Raw genomic sequence first — 17,836 nt, 5'->3', positions numbered from 1 at the left:
GCCAAGCCCACGCGCGAAATTTTTCAACGGGGCGCGCGACGCGCGATACCGCCGCAGATAAAAAACCCGCGGACACGCCGCGGGTTTTCGTCGATTGCCGTCAGCGACGGCGTTCAGGTTCTCAGTGCTTGACCACTTCCGTCGAGCCGGCATCCTTCGCCGCCTCGCCGACCGGTGCCGCAGCCTTCGCCTCTTCTTCCGGCGGCAGCGGAGTCGGCGCACGTTCGAGCGCGAGTTCGAGCACCTTGTCGATCCAGCGGACCGGCACGATTTCGATCGCGTTCTTCACGTTGTCCGGAATGTCCGCGAGATCCTTCACGTTCTCTTCCGGAATCAGCACGAGCTTGATGCCGCCGCGATGCGCAGCCAGCAGCTTCTCCTTCAGCCCGCCGATCGGCAGCACCTCGCCACGCAGCGTGATCTCGCCCGTCATCGCGACGTCGGCACGCACGGGAATGCCCGTCAGCACCGACACCAGCGCGGTCGTCATCGCACCGCCGGCGGACGGACCGTCCTTCGGCGTCGCGCCTTCCGGCACGTGGATGTGAATGTCCTGCTTCTCGAACGCTTCGTCCTTGATGCCGAGACGACGCGAACGCGAGCGCACGACCGAACGCGCTGCCTCGACCGACTCCTTCATCACGTCGCCGAGCGAACCGGTGCGGATCACGTTGCCCTTGCCCGGCATCACCGCGGCTTCGATCGTCAGCAGATCGCCACCGACTTCCGTCCACGCGAGGCCCGTCACCTGACCGACCTGGTTTTCCTTCGCCGCGAGGCCGAAGTCGTACTTGCGCACGCCGAGGAACGTATCGAGATTCTCGCCATCGACCTTGATCGCGCCCGACGCCTTCTTCAGCAGCAGCATCTTCACGACCTTGCGGCAGATCTTCGACACTTCCCGCTCGAGCGAACGCACACCGGCTTCGCGCGTGTAGTAGCGGATGATGTCGCGGATCGCCTGCTCGGTGACCTCGATCTCGCCGTCCTTCAGACCGTTGTTCTTCTTCTGCTTCGGCAGCAGGTAACGCTGCGCGATGCTGACCTTCTCGTCTTCCGTATAGCCCGACAGACGAATCACTTCCATCCGGTCGAGCAGCGGCGGCGGGATGTTCAGCGAGTTCGACGTCGCGACGAACATCACGTCCGACAGATCGAAGTCGACTTCGATGTAGTGGTCGGCGAACGTGTGGTTCTGTTCCGGATCGAGCACTTCGAGCAGCGCCGACGACGGATCGCCGCGGAAATCCATCCCCATCTTGTCGACTTCGTCGAGCAGGAAGAGCGGATTGCGCACGCCGACCTTCGCCAGGCTCTGCAGGATCTTGCCCGGCATCGAGCCGATGTAGGTGCGGCGGTGACCGCGGATCTCGGCTTCGTCACGCACACCGCCGAGCGCCATCCGGACGAACTTGCGGTTCGTCGCACGCGCGATCGACTGGCCGAGCGACGTCTTGCCGACGCCCGGAGGCCCGACGAGACACAGGATCGGCGCCTTCACCTTGTCCACGCGCTGTTGCACCGCGAGGTACTCGAGAATGCGTTCCTTCACCTTTTCGAGGCCGAAGTGATCCTCGTCGAGCACCTGCTCGGCGTTCGACAGGTCGTTGTTGACCTTGCTCTTCTTGCGCCACGGCAGGCCGATCAGCGTGTCGATGTAGTTGCGCACGACGGTCGCTTCCGCAGACATCGGCGACATCAGCTTCAGCTTCTTGAGCTCGGCGTCGGCCTTCTTCTTGGCTTCCTTCGGCATGCGCGCGGCGTTGATGCGCTTCTCGAGTTCCTCGAGATCCGCACCCTCTTCGCCTTCGCCCAGTTCCTTCTGGATCGCCTTGACCTGCTCGTTCAGGTAGTACTCGCGCTGGCTCTTTTCCATCTGACGCTTCACGCGCCCACGGATGCGCTTTTCGACCTGGAGAATGTCGATCTCCGCCTCGAGCTGCGCGAGCAGGTGCTCGAGACGCTCGATGACCGGGAACATCTCGAGGATGTGCTGCTTCTGGTCGAGCTTGAGCGGCAGACGCTCGGCGATCATGTCCGCGAGACGGCCTGCTTCGTCGATGCCCGACAGCGACGTGAGGATCTCCGGCGGGATCTTCTTGTTCAGCTTCACGTACTGGTCGAACTGCGACACGATCGCGCGGCGCAGCGCTTCCGTTTCCGCGCTGTCGGCATGATCGGGCTCGAGCGGCATCACTTCGCAGGAGAACTGCGTCTCCTGCTCTTCGATGGACAACGCCTTCGCGCGCTGCAGCCCCTCGACGAGCACCTTCACGGTGCCGTCCGGCAGCTTCAGCATCTGCAGAATGTTGGCGATACAGCCGACCTCGTACATGTCCTTCTCGGTCGGCTCGTCCTTGGCCGCGGTTTTCTGCGCGACGAGCATGATGTGCTTGCCGCCTTCCATCGCTGCTTCGAGGGCCTTGATCGATTTCGGCCGGCCCACGAAGAGCGGAATCACCATGTGCGGGAAAACGACGACATCCCGCAGCGGCAGCAGCGGGAGCGTGATGCGTTCCGGCGGAAGAAGTTGGGTGCCTGACATTTCATTTCCCCATGAGTGGAATCAATTGTTCGGTAATTGAGGCCGCCACAACGAATTGCAAGCCTTCAAGTGCGGGAAATATTCGGTAAGAAAGTAACCACCGCGTATCGAGTCAGAGTTACCCACAAGATAAACGAAAAAAAGCCGCCCACGGTCTCATGAACGGCCTTTTTCGCAGAACATCGTCGGCAAGCCGGTCAGTTCGAACCCGCCACCTTCGGCGTGTCCTCATAGATCAACAAAGGCTTGCCGTCGCCATCGATGACGTTCTCGTCGATGATGACCTTGCTGACCCCTTTCATCGTGGGCAGCTCGTACATCACGTCCAGCAACGCCTGTTCGATGATCGAACGCAAACCGCGCGCGCCGGTCTTGCGGCGGATCGCCTTGCGGGCGACTGCCTGCAACGCGGCCGGCCGGATTTCCAGCTCGACGCGCTCCATCGCGAACAGCTTGTGATACTGCTTGACGAGCGCGTTCTTCGGCTCGACGAGGATCTTCATCAGCGCGGCTTCGTCGAGCTTGCCGAGCGTCGCCACCACCGGCAGACGGCCGATCAATTCGGGGATCAGACCGAATTTGATCAGGTCTTCCGGTTCGGTCTCGCGCAGCACTTCGCCGGCGTCGCGTTCCTGCTTGCTCTTGACCGACGCGCCGAAGCCGATGCCCGTCTTTTCGGTACGGTCGGTGATCACCTTTTCGAGACCGTCGAACGCGCCGCCGCAGATGAACAGGATGTTGGTCGTGTCGACCTGGATGAAATCCTGGTTCGGATGCTTGCGGCCGCCCTGCGGCGGCACCGACGCCATCGTGCCTTCGACCAGCTTCAGCAGCGCCTGCTGAACGCCCTCGCCCGACACGTCGCGCGTGATCGACGGGTTGTCCGACTTGCGGCTGATCTTGTCGATTTCGTCGATGTAGACGATCCCGCGCTGCGCCTTGTCGACCTCGTAGTTGCAGTTCTGCAACAGCTTCTGGATGATGTTCTCGACGTCCTCGCCGACGTAGCCGGCTTCGGTCAGCGTCGTCGCGTCGGCGATCACGAACGGCACGTTCAGCAACCGCGCGAGCGTCTGCGCGAGCAGCGTCTTGCCGGAGCCCGTCGGGCCGATCAGCAGGATGTTGCTCTTCGACAGCTCGACGTCGTCCTTCTTGTCGAGATGCTTCAGCCGTTTGTAGTGGTTGTAGACGGCCACCGCGAGGATCTTCTTCGCGCGCTCCTGGCCGATCACGTACTGATCGAGGATGTCGCGAATTTCCTGCGGGCTCGGCAGATCCGACCGGGACAGGCTGGCCTCGACGCCGGCCGCAGCGGCCTCGTCGCGAATGATCTCGTTGCAGAGGTCGATGCACTCATCGCAGATGAACACCGACGGGCCCGCGATGAGTTTCTTCACCTCATGCTGGCTCTTGCCGCAAAACGAGCAATACAACAGCTTCTCGCTGTTCGAACCTTTTTTGTCCGCCATGAATGTAGAGCCTCCGGACAGGTAAATGACATGATACGCCGATTGCTCCGAACGCCGCGCCTAGGGCGCGACCGGAGCCGGCCGGATGCGCTTGCCGCAGATGCTCAGGGGCGCCGGACAGTGCGGGGGCGCCGCGAATCGGGGCGGCACCCCACTTCAGCTCACGGGCGCTTCAACAGCACCTGGTCGATCAGCCCGTACGCCTTCGCGTCGTCGCTCGACATGAAGTTATCACGGTCGGTGTCGCGCGCGATGCGCTCGACGTCCTGGCCCGTGTGCTGCGCGAGCAGGTTGTTCAACCGTTCCTTCAGGTACAGGATTTCGCGTGCCTGAATTTCGATGTCCGACGCCTGACCGCGCGCGCCGCCGAGCGGCTGGTGGATCATCACGCGCGAATTCGGCAGCGCAAAGCGCTTGCCCTTCGCGCCCGACGCGAGCAGGAACGCGCCCATGCTGGCCGCGAGGCCCATGCAGAGCGTCGACACGTCCGGCTTGATGAACTGCATCGTGTCGTAGATCGCCATGCCGGCCGACACCGAGCCGCCCGGGCTGTTGATGTAGAGGCTGATGTCCTTGTCGGGATTCTCGCTCTCCAGGAACAGCAGTTGCGCGACCACCAGGTTCGCCGTCTGGTCGTTGACTTCGCCGACCATGAACACCAGGCGCTCCTTCAGGAGACGCGAATAGATATCGTACGAACGCTCGCCGCGGCCGCTCGTTTCGACGACGATCGGCACCAGCCCCAGCGCTTGCGCCTCGAAACCCTGCGGCGCATTCGAAGCAAGCATGTCCAGCAATTCAGCGCGAGTGATCATTCAATGAACCTTGTTCGATTGGAAAATTGAACGGAGGGAAGCCGCCCGCTCAATTGCCATATTAATGGCAACCGTGCGCTTGACGTAAAAACGGCGTGCGGGCCGTCGCTCCGACAGCCGGCACGCCGCTAGAGCGACACTTACGCTTGCGCCGATGCGCTCGCGAGTGCCTCGAAGCTCACTTCCTTGTCCGTCACCTTTGCCTTGCCCAGTACGAACTCGACGACGTTGCTTTCAACGACGAACGCTTCCATCTCGGCGAGGCGCTGCTGGTTGGAATAATACCAGCGGACCACTTCCTTCGGGTCTTCGTAGCTCTTCGCGAACTCGTCGACTTCGGCGCGGATCTGTTCCGGCTTCGCTTCGAGGCCGTTGGCCTTCACCAGTTCGGCCAGCACGAGGCCCAGCTTGACGCGACGCTCGGCCTGCTCGGCGAACATCTCGGCCGGGATCGGTGCGTCCTTCGCGTTCGGCACGCCGCGCTGGGCGAGATCCTGACGCGCCATTTCGACGAGGCGTTGCTGATCCTGCTCGATCAGCGCCTTCGGCACGTCGAGTTCGGAAATCTTCAGCAGCGCGTCCATCACCTGGTTCTTGACGATCGACTGCGTGCGACGCTTGGCTTCGCGCTCGAGGTTTTCCTTGATCTCGGCGCGCATCTTCGTCAGGTCGCCGTCTTCGATGCCGAGCGACTTCGCGAATTCGGCGTCGATTTCCGGCATGTGCGGCCATTCGATCTTCTTCATCGTGACCGTGAATTGCGCCGTCTTGCCCGCCACGTCCTTGCCGTGGTAGTCGTCCGGGAACTTCAGATCGAACGTGCGCGCTTCGCCGACCTTCAGGCCGAGCGCCGCGGTTTCGAATTCCGGCAGCATGCGGCCTTCGCCGAGCACGAACGGGAAGTCTTCGGCCGTGCCGCCCTGGAACGCGACGTCGTCGATCTTGCCGACGAAGTCGACCGTCACACGGTCGCCGTTCTTCGCTGCGGTGTCCGCGCCGCCGTCGCCGTGCTCGCCGGCTTCGCCGCGTGCGTGGTAGTGCACGCGCTGCTTGCGCAGGATGTCCAGCGTGCGGTCGATCTCGGCGTCGCCGATCGACGTCGTCGAGCGCTCGACTTCAGCCGTCGCCAGATCGCCGATCTTCACTTCCGGGTACACCTCGAACGTCGCGTCGAACGCGTATGCGTCCTCGGCCTGCTCCTGCTTCGGCTCGAAGCTCGGCTGGCCTGCGACGCGCAGGTTTTCCGCGCGGCTGATCGTGAAGAATTCCTGGCCGATCTTGTCGCTCAGCACTTCCGCCTCGACCTGACCCGCGTACTGCTGCGCAACCATCTTCAGCGGCACCTTGCCCGGGCGGAAACCCGGCATGCGCACGTTCTTTGCGAGTTTCTGGATACGGGCGTCGATTTCCTTCTGCACGGTGTCCTTCGGCAGGGAAATCGTCACACGGCGTTCAAGCTTGCCGAGGTTCTCAACAACGTTAGCCATGGCTTCAATCGTCCTAAAATTATTCGAGCGAATCGGGTTTTCCTTGCCGTGCCTGCCTGCAGCATGAGGTGCGTCACGCGAAGTGAGCCACATATGTGAACCCTTACGTGAGCCACAAACCCACGCCGCGCCGGAGCGCCACGCCATCCCTGCACGCGCCGGATGGCTAGCGCAAGCAGCTCGGAGCACGGCTTTGGCCGGAAGAATCGACTATTCTAGCAAACAATTTTCCTCATACCGCCAGAACCCCACTGCGTACGTGAATACCCGCCGTGGCGCCCGCGCCCTTTCGGCGCAATGCGCGCGGATCGCCGCTATGCCGGCGCGCGTATCCACCGCCGGCCCGCCATCCTGTAATCTCCGATTGAAGGTGCGCCGCGCTCGCGGCCCCATTCTTCATACCAATCACGCCTTCCGGAGACACCATGCCGCAACACCCGTCCGCGCCTGTCGTCGTCATCGCGCCCGATTCGTTCAAAGGCTCGCTTTCTGCCGAGCAGGTCGCGGACGCGATCGCCACCGGCATCCGCCGCGCCCGCCCCGATGCGGTCGTGCGCTGCTGCCCGATGGCCGATGGCGGCGAAGGCACGCTCGACGCGATGCTGGCCGGCGGCGGCACGCGGCGCACGTTGCGGGTGGCCGGCGCATCGCTCGCGGCGCGCGACGCGTCGGTCGGCGTGATCGACGAACGCACGGCGATCGTCGAGACGGCGGAGATCGTCGGCATCACGGACGCGATCGGCATGAGCGTGCCGGTCGATGCGCGCAGCACGCGCGGGATGGGCGAAGCGATCCGCACGCTGCTCGATGAAGGCGTGCGCCGGTTCTTCGTGGCGCTCGGCGGCAGCAGCACCAACGACGCGGGCGCCGGCCTGCTCGCGGGGCTCGGCCTGCAATGCTTCGATGCGGGCGGTCAGCCGGTCGAACCGGTGCCGGCGCGGCTCGCCGATATCGCGCGGATCGATGCGTCGGCGCTCGATCCGCGGCTGAAGGAAGCCGAATTCATCGGGATGTCCGATGTCGACAATCCGCTGACGGGCGCGCACGGCGCGACCGCCGTGTTCGGCCCGCAAAAGGGCGTGGCGCCCGCGCAGGTCGCGATGCTCGACGCGGCGCTCGGCCACTTCGCCGACCTGCTCGAGCAGGCGCTCGACCGCCGCTGCCGCGACGCGGCCGGCGCCGGCGCGGCCGGTGGCCTCGGTTTCGCGCTGCACATGCTCGGCGCGCGGTTCGAAGCCGGCGCGGAAGTCGTCGCGCGCCAGATCGGCCTCGATGCGGCGCTCGCCGGCGCCGACTGGCTGATCACCGGCGAAGGCCGCTCCGACGTGCAGACGCTGCACGGCAAGGCGCCGTTCATCGCGTGCCGCCACGCGCGGGCCGCGGGCGTGCCGGCGTCGCTGCTGTCGGGCGCGATCGATCCGGCCGCGCTGACGCGGCTGTCCGAGCATTTCAGCGGGTGCTTTTCGCCGGCGCCGGGGCCGATCACGCTCGACGTGGCGATCCGCGACGCGGCGAATCTGCTCGCCAACGAAGCCGAACAGTTGACACGGCTGAAGTACGGCGCACACTGACCGTTGACCCGGGCGCGCGATACAGGAACAATCGGGCCCGCCCATTTTCTTCAGGATTCGACATGAAAGGCCGCCGCCAAGCCGGGCTCGATCAGTTTCTGACCTATCGCCTCCATGCACTCACGAAGCGATCCGATCGCGGCATCGCCGACGTGTATCGGCACAAGCTCGACATTTCGCTGCCCGAAGCGCGCGTGATCGCCGCAGTCGGCGCGTTCGGGCCGTTTTCGATCATGGAGCTCGCGCGGCACACCAACCTCGACAAGAGTCAGGCGAGCCGCGCGGCGGAGGCGCTGCTGCGCAAGGGGCTGCTCGAACGCAGCGCAAGCGACGAAGACGGGCGGATCGTGCTGATCGCGCTGACCGTCGACGGCCGCGCGCTGTATCGGAAGATCATGCCGATCGTGCGCAAGTGGAACGAAGGCTTGCTCGCGTGCCTGTCGGACAGCGAGCGCCAGACGTTCGAGCGCTTGCTCGACAAGGTCGTCACGCATGCGGCCGAGCGCGACGACTGAAACGGGCGGGTACTCACGCGATCGATTTTCACGCGCGTGTAGTCGGCCTGCGGCGGGCTGACTTCGGATTGCGATCAACTGCCTTCCCGGCTGTTCGAGTGAATCCGCTTGTCGCCGAGTTGCATAGCCGGCTTGGCTCTTCGAAAACCCCGAAGCACTGATCGATTTCCCGAACCGCATCGACACGCTTCGGCGCCCGTTCGTTCGCGGCGCCCTCGCCCGCTATAGCCCGCTGTTCGCCGCACGCTGGCGCAGCAAGCCGAGTACCGCGTCGCAATAAGGCGTCGGCACGCCGAGCCTGCGCCCCAGCTCCGGGAACACACCGAGGATCGGCCCGATCTCCAGCGATCGCCCGGCCTCGAAATCCTGCAGCATCGACGTCTTGAAGGCGCCGAGCTTGCGCGTGACGGCAATCCGCTCGGGCGCGCTCATCCCCGTATCGAGGCCGAGTGTCGCGCCGATCGCGGCCGCCTCCTCCATCATCCGCAGCGCGAGCGTCTGGGTGTATGGATCGTCGAGCAACTGCTCGGCCGTCGAGCCCGTCAGCGCGCTGAGCGGATTCATGTTCATGTTGCCCCACAGCTTCGCCCAGATTTCGGTACGGATCGCCGGGGTCGACTCGACGTCGAAGCCGCCCGCGGCGAGCGCGGTGGCCAAGCGCGCCGCCGCTGCGTCGAGGCGCCGGTCCGGCGCGCCGACGAGCAGGCGGTTGCCGCGCCCGCGACGCACGACACCGGGCGCGTCGGTGCTCGACGACAGGTGCACGACGCAGCCGATCGCCTGCGCGGGTGGCAGCACGGCCGAAACAGCGCCGGCCGGGTCGATCGCGTCGAGCGGCACGCCGTCGACCGACCCGGCGAGACCGTGCGTGAACCACCACGGCAGCCCGTTCATCGCCGCGACGATCACCGTATCGGGCCCGACCAGCGGCGCGATGCGCGCCGCCAACGCCGGCAACGCCTGGGCCTTCAGCGCGATCACCACGTAGTCCTGCACGCCCAGCACGGCCGCATCGTCGCTCGCCCGCACCGGGACGGACGACACGACGCCGGTTTCGTCGATCACGCGCACGCCGTGCGCGTTCAACGCATCGAGCGTCGCGCCGCGCGCATAGGCGCTCACGGTCATGCCGGCTTTCGACAACGCCATCGCGAGCAAGCCGCCGATCGCGCCGACACCGACCACCGCTGCGCGCACAATCCCTGAATTCGTGTCGTTCATGAGGGGAATCCGTCTGCTGGAAGAAGACGAGCATAACGCTCGGTGGTTGTGGGTACAACGATTTGTCGAAGCGCGGTTGCGGCGAAATGGCGGGAACGGTTCGACGCGGCGTGCTGCCGGAAGCTGCTTCGTCTCCCGTCGGGGCGTGGTGGCATGCGGGCGCTTCGACGTCGCAGACGCGGCGCCCTGCCCTGTGATCGTGCAGCGGCCCTGCCGGACGGGCGGGCCGCGTCGTTCGGTTCGTCACGCGCGCTGACCCACGATACACCGCCGCGATGCCTCGGCCCTTGCGCGATCCGCGCGGATGGGGTCTCCTGTGCGTTTAACCCTGCCTGGCTCAGCCGCTCTTCAGATGAACTCGTCCCCGCGCGACCCCGACAGCAACGACAAAGCGCGCCGCCAGCCGTCGAAGCTGGTTTTGAATATCGTCGCCGTACTGGTCGGCCTGATCACGTTCGCGATCGGCGCAGGATGGTTGATCTACAACTGGTTCGTCGATCGCGAAGCGCAGTATTTCGCGATTCCGCTGGTGTTCTCGGTGCCAGTGATCGTGGCGGTCGCGGTGCGCAGCTTCTGGGATTAGGCGGGCGCGGGGCGGGGATGCGGCGTGGGAATGAAAAAAGCGCTGCGGTCAGAAGACCGGCAGCGCTTTTCTGAGGCGCTCCCCAAGAGAGGAGCGCGTCGGACGTGTGGTGCGTGAGGCCGGACTCGAACCGGCACACCCTTGCGGGCGTCAGGACCTAAACCTGGTGCGTCTACCAATTTCGCCACTCACGCGCATTTCTGTCGCCCTGACCGCGCGGCACGCAAACATGCGTCTCGCACGCAGCCACGGATCCCGCGCCGGCTCGGAAACCGGCACGCCCGATCAGGCGAGCGCGAGATTCTACCCGATCTCCGCCGCGTTGTGTTGCCCGGCCGGCGCCTGCCGGACAGCGGTGCTAGAATGCCGCGCTCGACGTGTCGTCCAAGCGCCGCCGCGCGCATCCCCGAACCTGCCTCCGCCACGATCCCACCCGTGAATTTCGACGACTACTGCCAGCACAAGGCCGCCCCCGCGGGCTCCAGCGTCTACTACGCGCTGCGCCAGGCGCCGCGCGCCACCGAGCCGCGCCTCACCGCCCTGTTCGCGCTGCGCCGCGAACTCGAGGAAACCGTCAAGGAAATCAGCGACCCGACCGTAGGGCACACGAAGCTCGCGTGGTGGCACAAGGAACTCGCAGCGCTCGCCGCCGGCGCGCCGACGCATCCGGTCACGAAGTCGCTCGCGCAGCATCATCCGACGATCGCCGCCGAAGCCGATGCGCTGCGCACGCTCGTGAACGGTTTCGGAATGGACCTCGAACAGGCGCGCTATCTCGACTTCGCCAATCTGCAGCGCTACATCGCGCAGGTCGGCGGCGCGTTTGCTTCGCTGGTCGCGCGCGCGAGCGCCACGAATCCAGCCGACCCGCAATCGTGGGCCGCGGACGCCGGCCACGCACTGATGCTCGCGCAGTTCGTGCAGGAACTCGGCAACGATGCGCGCCATGGCCGCATTTATCTGCCGATCGACGAGCTGCAACGCTACAACGTGACCGCGGCCGATCTGCTCAATCGTCGCTACAGCCCCGCCTTCACCGAGCTGCTGCAGTTTCAGACCAGCCGCGCACGCGCAGCGCTCACCGCCGCCGACGCGGCGATCCCCGCAGCGGAACGCCGCGCGCAGCGCACGCTGCGCGCGCAGATCGCGCTGGCCGGCGCACTGCTCGACGAAATCGAACGCGACGGCTACCAGGTGCTGCATCAGCGCATCGCGCTGACGCCGATCCGCAAGCTGTGGATCGCGTGGCGCGCGGCGCGCCGCCACTGAGCCGCCCGCCTTACACCTTCAGCAGCGGCAGCGTGTCGAAGCGTGCCTGCAGCACGCGCGTCGCATCGAGTCCCCACCACGGTCCGAGCACGGTCGCGTAAAGCTGCCGGAAGTCGACCGCGACCGGCAGGTTGCCATTGCCGTCGAGCCGCGCGAGCGCCGGCGGCGCCCCATACAGCCCGCCCGCCACGCGGCCGCCCATCACGAAATGCGGCGCGGCCGTGCCGTGATCGGTGCCGTTGCTCTGGTTCTCGCGCACGCGCCGCCCGAATTCCGCATACGTCATCACGAGCGTCTGGTTCCAGCGTCCGAGCTCGAGCAACGCGCCGCGCATCGCGCTCATCCCTTGCGCGAACTGCTTGAGCAGCGCAGCGTGCTGCCCCGGCTGGTTCTGATGCGTATCGAAGCCATTCAGCGTCAGGCGCAACACCGCGACGCCATCCTGCGCGCCCGGCCCCGATGCCTCGCACGCGGCCAGCACCTGCATCGCGGTCTTCACCGACGTGCCGAACGCACCGGCCGGAAACGCGGTCCGGAACTCGCGCATCCCGCCGCGCGGGCGCAGCCGGTCGGCGGCCTTCACGATGTCGTTCTCGACGTCGATGATGTGCGCGAGCGCCGGGTTCTGTTCGCGCAGCGACGACGGCTCGGCAAGCCGCGCTGCACGGATGAACTGCGCGGGATTGACGAGCGCGATCGCACGCGCGCCGTTCGCGAGCGGCCCCATCTCCGCGCTGCCGAGCACGACGCCGTCGGCCGCGAACCCGGGCGGCACCGGCGCCTGCGCGAAGGTACGGGTGAGCCAGCCCTCGCGCAGATACTGGTCGGCGCGCGATGCGGTATCCCAGATCTCGATCGAGCGGAAATGCGACAGGTTCGGCTGCGGATAACCGACGCCCTGCACGATGGCGAGCTGCCCGTCGTGCCACAGCGGCATCAGCGGCGCGAGCGCAGGATGCAGCCCCGTCTGCGCATCGAGCTGCAGCGCCTGATCGCGCTTGACGCCGATGCTGCGACGAAACTGGTAGTAGCGCGGGTCCGCGTACGGCACCACCGTGTTCAGCCCGTCGTTGCCACCCTTCAGCTCGACGAGGATCAACACGTTCGCATACGCGCCCTGCCGCCCCGGCGCGGCCGCAGCCAGCGCAGGCACTTGCCACAGCGACACGCCGGCCGCAGCCGCGGCGCCGGTCAGCGTCAGAAAATCACGTCGGTTCATCGCACGTCCTTTTGCTCGCCGTCGCGCATTCTGGACGCGCCGGCGTTGCACTTCATCGTCGGTTGAATCATTTCAGTTGGTAGGCCGGGTCCATCAGCAGCGCCTCGAGATACGCGCTACCGGTCGAGTCCGTGTCGATCGCAGCGACCGGTGAAAGCTGCAGCACCGCGTGCTGCAACTGCAGTTCGGTCGACAGCCCGGCGATCGCCTGCGGTCGCGCACGAAACTGCGCGAGCCAGCGTTCGAGGTCGAACCGCAAGCCGCCGCGCGCGGGCTTCGCCGACGCCGCACGCATCCCGCCGGCGGCAGACGCCGCATCGATCGGCTGCAGCGCATGGGCGGGCGCCGCCGATGCCTGCGCGATCGCGTGCGCCGCCGCGTGCATGCCGGCCGTCTCCGTCGCACGAAACAGCTGCTCGACGAACTGCTTGCGCGCGAGCAGCGTGGTGCTGTTGATCCACGCCGCGCCACCGGGCCAGCCCTTCACGTTGGGCGGATAGAACAGGTTCTGACCGAGCGTGCGCACGGTGTTGGCAAGCATCTGCGGGTCGCCGTACGCGACGTCGAACAGCCGCACCGTCCCGACGACGAACTCGACCGGCGACTTCACGAGCACGCCACGATTGCGCGGATCCCAGAACGCATCGGTCGACCATAGCGCGGCGAGCGCCGCACGGATCTCGTAGCCGCTCGCGCGAAACCGTTCGGCCACGCCGTCGAGCGCGGCCGCATCGGGCGTATCGGATACGAACTCGCGCCACAGCTTGCCCGCGATGAAGCGCGCGGTGCCAGGACGCGCCAGCAGGATGTCGAGAAACGCGTCGCCGTCGAACGCGCCGGTCTCGCCGAGGATCGTCTTCTCGCCCGTATCGTGCCAGTCCGGCCGCACCACGAAGCCGAGCGTATCGGGATCGACGCTCCAGCCGGTCAGCGCACGCGCGGCTTCGGTCACGTCGTGCTGCGTGTAGCGGCCTTCGCCGAGCGTGAACAGCTCCATCACCTCGCGCGCGAAATTCTCGTTCGGGCGCCCCTTGCGGTTGCTCACGCCGTCGAGATACTGCAGCATCGCCGGGTCCTTCGCGACCGCATGCAGCAGCGTGCCGAAATTGCCGAGCGCCTCGCGGCGAAACAGCGCATTCTGCGCGGCCATCGTCTGCGGATACGGGACCTTGTCCTGCCCCGACGTGAAGTGGCCGTGCCAGAACAGCGTCATGCGTTCGGTGAGCGGCGACGGCGTCGCGACCATCTCGTTGACCCACGCCGCGCGCAGCGCATCGTAGCGGCGGTTGCGTTCGCGCTGCTCGTCACGCCGCAGCTCGGGCGTCAACGCCTGACGCTGCGCGCGGGTTGGCGGCGGCTCGGCGAGCCAGTCGGGCCAGGTCGTCACGGGGTCGCGGCGCACGTTGCCGAGCGTGTCGGCGACGGCTTGCGCGCGCGTCATGCCGACGAGGCGTGCGACGTCGGCGGGTGCGGGGGAAAAGCCGGTACGGCTCAAGAAGAACAGCGCATCGTCGGCGTCGAGCGGCGCCTGCATCGCAGGCGATGTCGGTGCGGCAGCGTTCGCTTTCATCGTCGGGGGCTCCCGGAGCGCACCGGCGGTGCGGATGCCGGTACAACGGCAGCACCGACGCGCACGTTGACGGGGAAATTGCTACGGAATCTTTCCGTGACCGCGCAACGCATGCGCGGATCAGCGCTTGTACAACTCGCGGACGGCGTCCTCGATGTGCTGGCGCAACAGGTGGCGCTCCTCGGGCGTCATGTGCCCGTCGCGGCGGCGCTGTTCGAGATCGGGAGGCACGGCGGAACGGCCGGCGGAATCGGCCGCGTGGTCGGACTGCGTCGCTTTGCCCCGCGACAGCTTGCGCGACGATGCGCCCTGCTCGGGGCGCTGCGCATACGCGACGTTCGACGCATATGGACCGGCGAGCGCGATCGTCAGCATCAGTGCAATCCGGGCAGATCGCATGACCGTCCTCGCTTCTTTGGTCGATTTGTTCGCTTCGTCACGCGGCAACCGGTTACCTCTGGTACTTGAAAAACCCTGCGAATTCGGGCGTACAAAGATGAAAGATGGAGTGCAGGGGAGTATCTACCGAATTTCGGCTTCGAGTAAAGGAATCTCTATAGCCTGCCTTTACTCCGTGCGACACTACGGGTAAATTTTGTAACCGACTGTAACGCGCGAAAATACGCAAGCGTGCGTCATTTCCCATTCGCGATAAGATGCCGCTCATGGAAACGAAAAACCCCTCCAAGATTCTCGTCGTCGACGACGACCCGCGCCTGCGCGATCTGCTGCGCCGCTATCTCGGCGAGCAGGGTTTCAACGTATACGTCGCCGAGAACGCGACGGCGATGAACAAGCTCTGGGTGCGCGAGCGTTTCGATCTGCTCGTGCTCGACCTGATGCTGCCCGGCGAAGACGGCCTGTCGATCTGCCGCCGGCTGCGCGGCAGCAACGACCGCACGCCGATCATCATGCTCACCGCGAAGGGCGAAGACGTCGATCGCATCGTCGGGCTCGAGATGGGCGCCGACGATTACCTGCCGAAGCCGTTCAACCCGCGCGAACTCGTCGCGCGCATTCACGCGGTGCTGCGCCGTCAGGCGCCGGCCGAGTTGCCGGGCGCGCCGTCGGAAACCACCGAGGTGTTCGAGTTCGGCGAGTTCTCGCTGAACCTCGCGACGCGCACGCTGACGAAGTCCGGCCAGGAGATCCCGCTCACGACCGGCGAGTTCTCGGTGCTGAAGGTGTTCGCGCGCCATCCGCGCCAGCCGCTGTCGCGCGAGAAGCTGATGGAACTCGCGCGCGGCCGTGAATACGAAGTCTTCGATCGCAGCCTCGACGTGCAGATCTCGCGCCTGCGCAAGCTGATCGAGCCGGACCCGGGCAGCCCGCGTTTCATCCAGACCGTCTGGGGCCTCGGCTACGTGTTCATCCCCGACGGCGCGGCCTGATCGCCTTTCTTCCGGTTTCGCCCCGCCTACGGCCCGTCCCATGCGTATCGACCGGCGCCTCCTGCAGCTCGCGTTCGGCGGGCTGTTCTGGCGCACCTTCCTGCTGATCGCGCTGCTGATCTCGGTCAGCCTCGCCGCGTGGTTCCAGAGCTTTCGCGTGATCGAGCGGGAGCCGCGCGCGCAGCGCGTCGCGCTCCAGCTCGTCGCGGTCGTGAAGCTCACGCGCACCGCCCTGCTCTATTCCGATCCCGACTTGCGGCGTGCGCTGCTGCAGGACCTCGAGAGCAACGAGGGCGTGCGCGTCTATCCGCGCGAAAAGACCGACAAGTTCAAGCTGCAGCCCGACGAATCGCTGAACCGGCTGATCGAACACGACATCCGTAGCCGCCTCGGCGACGACACCGTGATCGCGCAGTCGGTCAACGACATTCCCGGCGTGTGGATCAGCTTCAAGATCGACGACGACGACTACTGGGTCGCACTCGATCGCGATCAGCTCGACAACGTGACCGGCCTGCAGTGGGCCGGCTGGGGCCTGTTCGCGCTGGCGCTGTCGCTGTTCGGCTCGGCCTTCATCACGAGCCTCGTGAACCGGCCGTTCTCGCGGCTCGCGCTCGCCGCGCGTCAGGTCGGCTCGGGCCAGGCGCCGGAGCCGCTGCCCGAGCGCGGGATGGGCGTCGCGGCCGACACGAACCGCAGCTTCAACCAGATGGTGCGCGACCTCGAACAGCTCGAGGCAGACCGCGCGCTGATGCTCGCGGGCATCTCGCACGACCTGCGCACGCCGCTCGCGCGGCTGCGGCTCGAAACCGAGATGAGCCCGTCCGATCAGGCGACCAAGGACGCGATGGTCGACGACATCGAGCAGATGGACCGCATCATCGCGGCCTTCATCGACTATGCGCGCCCGGCCCAGCGCAAGCCGGAGCCGGTGGACCTGTCGTCGATCGCGCACGAGGTCGCCGCGCGCGTGTCGAACGAAGACGGCGTCCAGATCCGCACGCGGCTCGCGCCGAGCGCCGTGATCGAAGCCGACGAAACCGACATGCGCCGCGTGATCGGCAACCTCGTCGAGAACGCGCGTAAATACGGCCAGAGCCGCGACGACGGCATCTCGCGTATCACGCTGGAGACGCGCGTCACGCACGCGCGCGTCGAGCTGTCGGTGAGCGACGAAGGCCCGGGCATCCCGGAAGACCAGCTGCCGCTCGTGATGCGGCCGTTCTACCGCGTCGACACCGCACGCACCAAGGCGGACGGCACGGGCCTCGGGATGGCGATCGTGCTGCGCCTGGTCGGCCGCTATCGCGGCGCGCTGCGGCTGCGCAACCGCAGCCCCGAGACCGGCCTCGAGGTCTCGCTCGAATTCCCCGCCGCCGGCAAGGCGCGCGCGACCGCATGACGCGTGTACGCACGTTTCGTGCGCGCCGCACTATCGCCGCAGTTGAAAAAAACTATGGCGTGTGTTAGTCAAAATCTATTGAATGGCTTTATTAATAGTGCTATAGTTTGCCCTATGCTGTCACAACGACGTTGCAGCACCGAGGTAGCTTGACTCAGTCTTCTTCCCAACACATACAGGAGTATCCGCATGAAAACCGTGGGCGATAAACTCGAAGCTTTCACCGTCGTAGCCGCGAAGCCGGGCTTCAACAATCATGAGGAAAACGGCCAGTCGGCGTTCGAAACCGTCACCGAAACGTCGTTCCCGGGCAAGTGGAAGATCATCTACTTCTATCCGAAGGACTTCACGTTCGTGTGCCCGACGGAAATCGTCGAATTCGCGAAGCTGGCGAAGCAGTTCGAAGAACGCGACGCCGTGCTGCTCGGCGGCAGCTCGGACAACGAATTCGTCAAGCTCGCATGGCGCCGTGAGCACAAGGATCTCGACAAGCTGAACCACTACTCGTTCGGCGACGTCAAGGGCGAACTGATCGACCAGCTCGGCGTGCGCGACAAGGAAGCCGGCGTCGCACTGCGTGCCACGTTCATCGTCGATCCGGACAACACGATCCAGCACGTCTCGGTGAACAACCTGAACGTCGGCCGCAGCCCGGAAGAAGTCCTGCGCATTCTGGACGGCCTGCAAACGGACGAACTGTGCCCGTGCAACCGCGCAGTCGGCGGCGCAACGCTGTAAAGCGCATCGATGCTCGAAGCCCGCGGCGCACGTGCTGCCTG

General features: G+C 65.8%; 15 protein-coding genes and 1 tRNA gene. 7 read left to right on the top strand and 9 right to left on the bottom strand.

The genetic code is table 11. The features are described 5' to 3' along the window. Positions 1 to 121: 121 nt before the first annotated feature. The 4 genes from lon to tig all read right to left on the bottom strand — a co-directional run bounded on the left by lon (position 122) and on the right by tig (position 6,316). Positions 122 to 2,545: an endopeptidase La gene (lon, locus tag MBR110_RS08390; RefSeq protein WP_011885075.1), complete on the bottom strand. Its 2,424-nt coding sequence runs from the start codon at positions 2,543 to 2,545 to the stop codon at positions 122 to 124. 197 nt (positions 2,546 to 2,742) lie between these two features. Beyond that, on the bottom strand, positions 2,743 to 4,014 hold the full coding sequence (gene clpX / locus MBR110_RS08385; RefSeq protein ID WP_011885076.1) for an ATP-dependent Clp protease ATP-binding subunit ClpX: 1,272 nt from the start codon (positions 4,012 to 4,014) through the stop codon (positions 2,743 to 2,745). Between the two features lie 161 nt (positions 4,015 to 4,175). Beyond that, positions 4,176 to 4,829 (bottom strand): ATP-dependent Clp endopeptidase proteolytic subunit ClpP, encoded by a 654-nt coding sequence (gene clpP / locus MBR110_RS08380; RefSeq protein ID WP_011885077.1) that lies wholly within the window; start codon positions 4,827 to 4,829, stop codon positions 4,176 to 4,178. Between the two features lie 140 nt (positions 4,830 to 4,969). Further along, positions 4,970 to 6,316, bottom strand: coding sequence for a trigger factor (gene tig / locus MBR110_RS08375; protein ID WP_011885078.1), 1,347 nt, complete (start codon positions 6,314 to 6,316; stop codon positions 4,970 to 4,972). A gap of 425 nt (positions 6,317 to 6,741) precedes the next feature. Between tig and MBR110_RS08370 the strand changes: the two genes are divergently transcribed. Together MBR110_RS08370 and MBR110_RS08365 are read left to right on the top strand one after the other, a co-directional pair. Continuing rightward, entirely contained in the window at positions 6,742 to 7,887 is a 1,146-nt protein-coding gene (locus MBR110_RS08370) for a glycerate kinase (RefSeq protein ID WP_059560066.1), read from the top strand. Between the two features lie 62 nt (positions 7,888 to 7,949). After that, entirely contained in the window at positions 7,950 to 8,402 is a 453-nt protein-coding gene (locus MBR110_RS08365; protein ID WP_059568338.1) for a MarR family winged helix-turn-helix transcriptional regulator, read from the top strand. Positions 8,403 to 8,624: 222 nt separating this feature from the next. Here the strand turns inward: MBR110_RS08365 and MBR110_RS08360 are convergent, their stop codons facing one another. Further along, complete coding sequence (locus MBR110_RS08360) at positions 8,625 to 9,623, bottom strand: 2-dehydropantoate 2-reductase (protein ID WP_059734868.1); 999 nt, start codon at positions 9,621 to 9,623, stop codon at positions 8,625 to 8,627. Positions 9,624 to 9,975: 352 nt separating this feature from the next. Between MBR110_RS08360 and MBR110_RS08355 the strand changes: the two genes are divergently transcribed. Next, complete coding sequence (locus tag MBR110_RS08355) at positions 9,976 to 10,206, top strand: membrane protein (RefSeq protein WP_043291101.1); 231 nt, start codon at positions 9,976 to 9,978, stop codon at positions 10,204 to 10,206. 107 nt (positions 10,207 to 10,313) lie between these two features. On the opposite strand, the gene MBR110_RS08350 is transcribed toward MBR110_RS08355, so the two are convergent. Continuing rightward, a tRNA-Leu gene (locus MBR110_RS08350) sits at positions 10,314 to 10,400 on the bottom strand. A gap of 241 nt (positions 10,401 to 10,641) precedes the next feature. Here MBR110_RS08350 and hpnD point away from each other — a divergent pair. Beyond that, positions 10,642 to 11,475: a presqualene diphosphate synthase HpnD gene (gene hpnD, locus MBR110_RS08345; RefSeq protein ID WP_046426940.1), complete on the top strand. Its 834-nt coding sequence runs from the start codon at positions 10,642 to 10,644 to the stop codon at positions 11,473 to 11,475. A gap of 10 nt (positions 11,476 to 11,485) precedes the next feature. Here the strand turns inward: hpnD and MBR110_RS08340 are convergent, their stop codons facing one another. The 3 genes from MBR110_RS08340 to MBR110_RS08330 all read right to left on the bottom strand — a co-directional run bounded on the left by MBR110_RS08340 (position 11,486) and on the right by MBR110_RS08330 (position 14,663). Next, positions 11,486 to 12,694, bottom strand: a complete 1,209-nt coding sequence (locus tag MBR110_RS08340; RefSeq protein ID WP_059734870.1) for a DUF1501 domain-containing protein — start codon at positions 12,692 to 12,694, stop codon at positions 11,486 to 11,488. 67 nt (positions 12,695 to 12,761) lie between these two features. Beyond that, positions 12,762 to 14,264, bottom strand: coding sequence for a DUF1800 domain-containing protein (locus MBR110_RS08335; RefSeq protein ID WP_059734871.1), 1,503 nt, complete (start codon positions 14,262 to 14,264; stop codon positions 12,762 to 12,764). A gap of 120 nt (positions 14,265 to 14,384) precedes the next feature. After that, the gene (locus MBR110_RS08330) at positions 14,385 to 14,663 is read right to left on the bottom strand and encodes a hypothetical protein (RefSeq protein WP_014723178.1); all 279 of its coding nucleotides are present in this window, start codon (positions 14,661 to 14,663) and stop codon (positions 14,385 to 14,387) included. Positions 14,664 to 14,920: 257 nt separating this feature from the next. Here MBR110_RS08330 and ompR point away from each other — a divergent pair, with 257 nt between their 5' ends. From ompR to MBR110_RS08315, 3 genes are all read left to right on the top strand, one after another. Further along, entirely contained in the window at positions 14,921 to 15,655 is a 735-nt protein-coding gene (gene ompR / locus MBR110_RS08325; protein ID WP_004192636.1) for an osmolarity response regulator transcription factor OmpR, read from the top strand. A gap of 40 nt (positions 15,656 to 15,695) precedes the next feature. Continuing rightward, complete coding sequence (locus MBR110_RS08320; protein ID WP_011885087.1) at positions 15,696 to 17,057, top strand: ATP-binding protein; 1,362 nt, start codon at positions 15,696 to 15,698, stop codon at positions 17,055 to 17,057. Between the two features lie 189 nt (positions 17,058 to 17,246). Continuing rightward, a complete protein-coding gene (locus tag MBR110_RS08315; RefSeq protein WP_011885088.1) occupies positions 17,247 to 17,795 on the top strand; it encodes a peroxiredoxin in 549 nt (182 codons plus the stop codon). The last annotated feature ends 41 nt before the right edge of the window (positions 17,796 to 17,836 follow it).

It is taken from the genome of Burkholderia sp. MBR-1 (genome assembly GCF_013822785.1).
In the GTDB taxonomy this organism is placed as follows: Bacteria; Pseudomonadota; Gammaproteobacteria; order Burkholderiales; family Burkholderiaceae; genus Burkholderia; species Burkholderia vietnamiensis.
The sequence above is the reverse complement of the archived record's forward strand: the minus strand, read 5'-3'. Positions and strand labels throughout refer to the sequence as shown.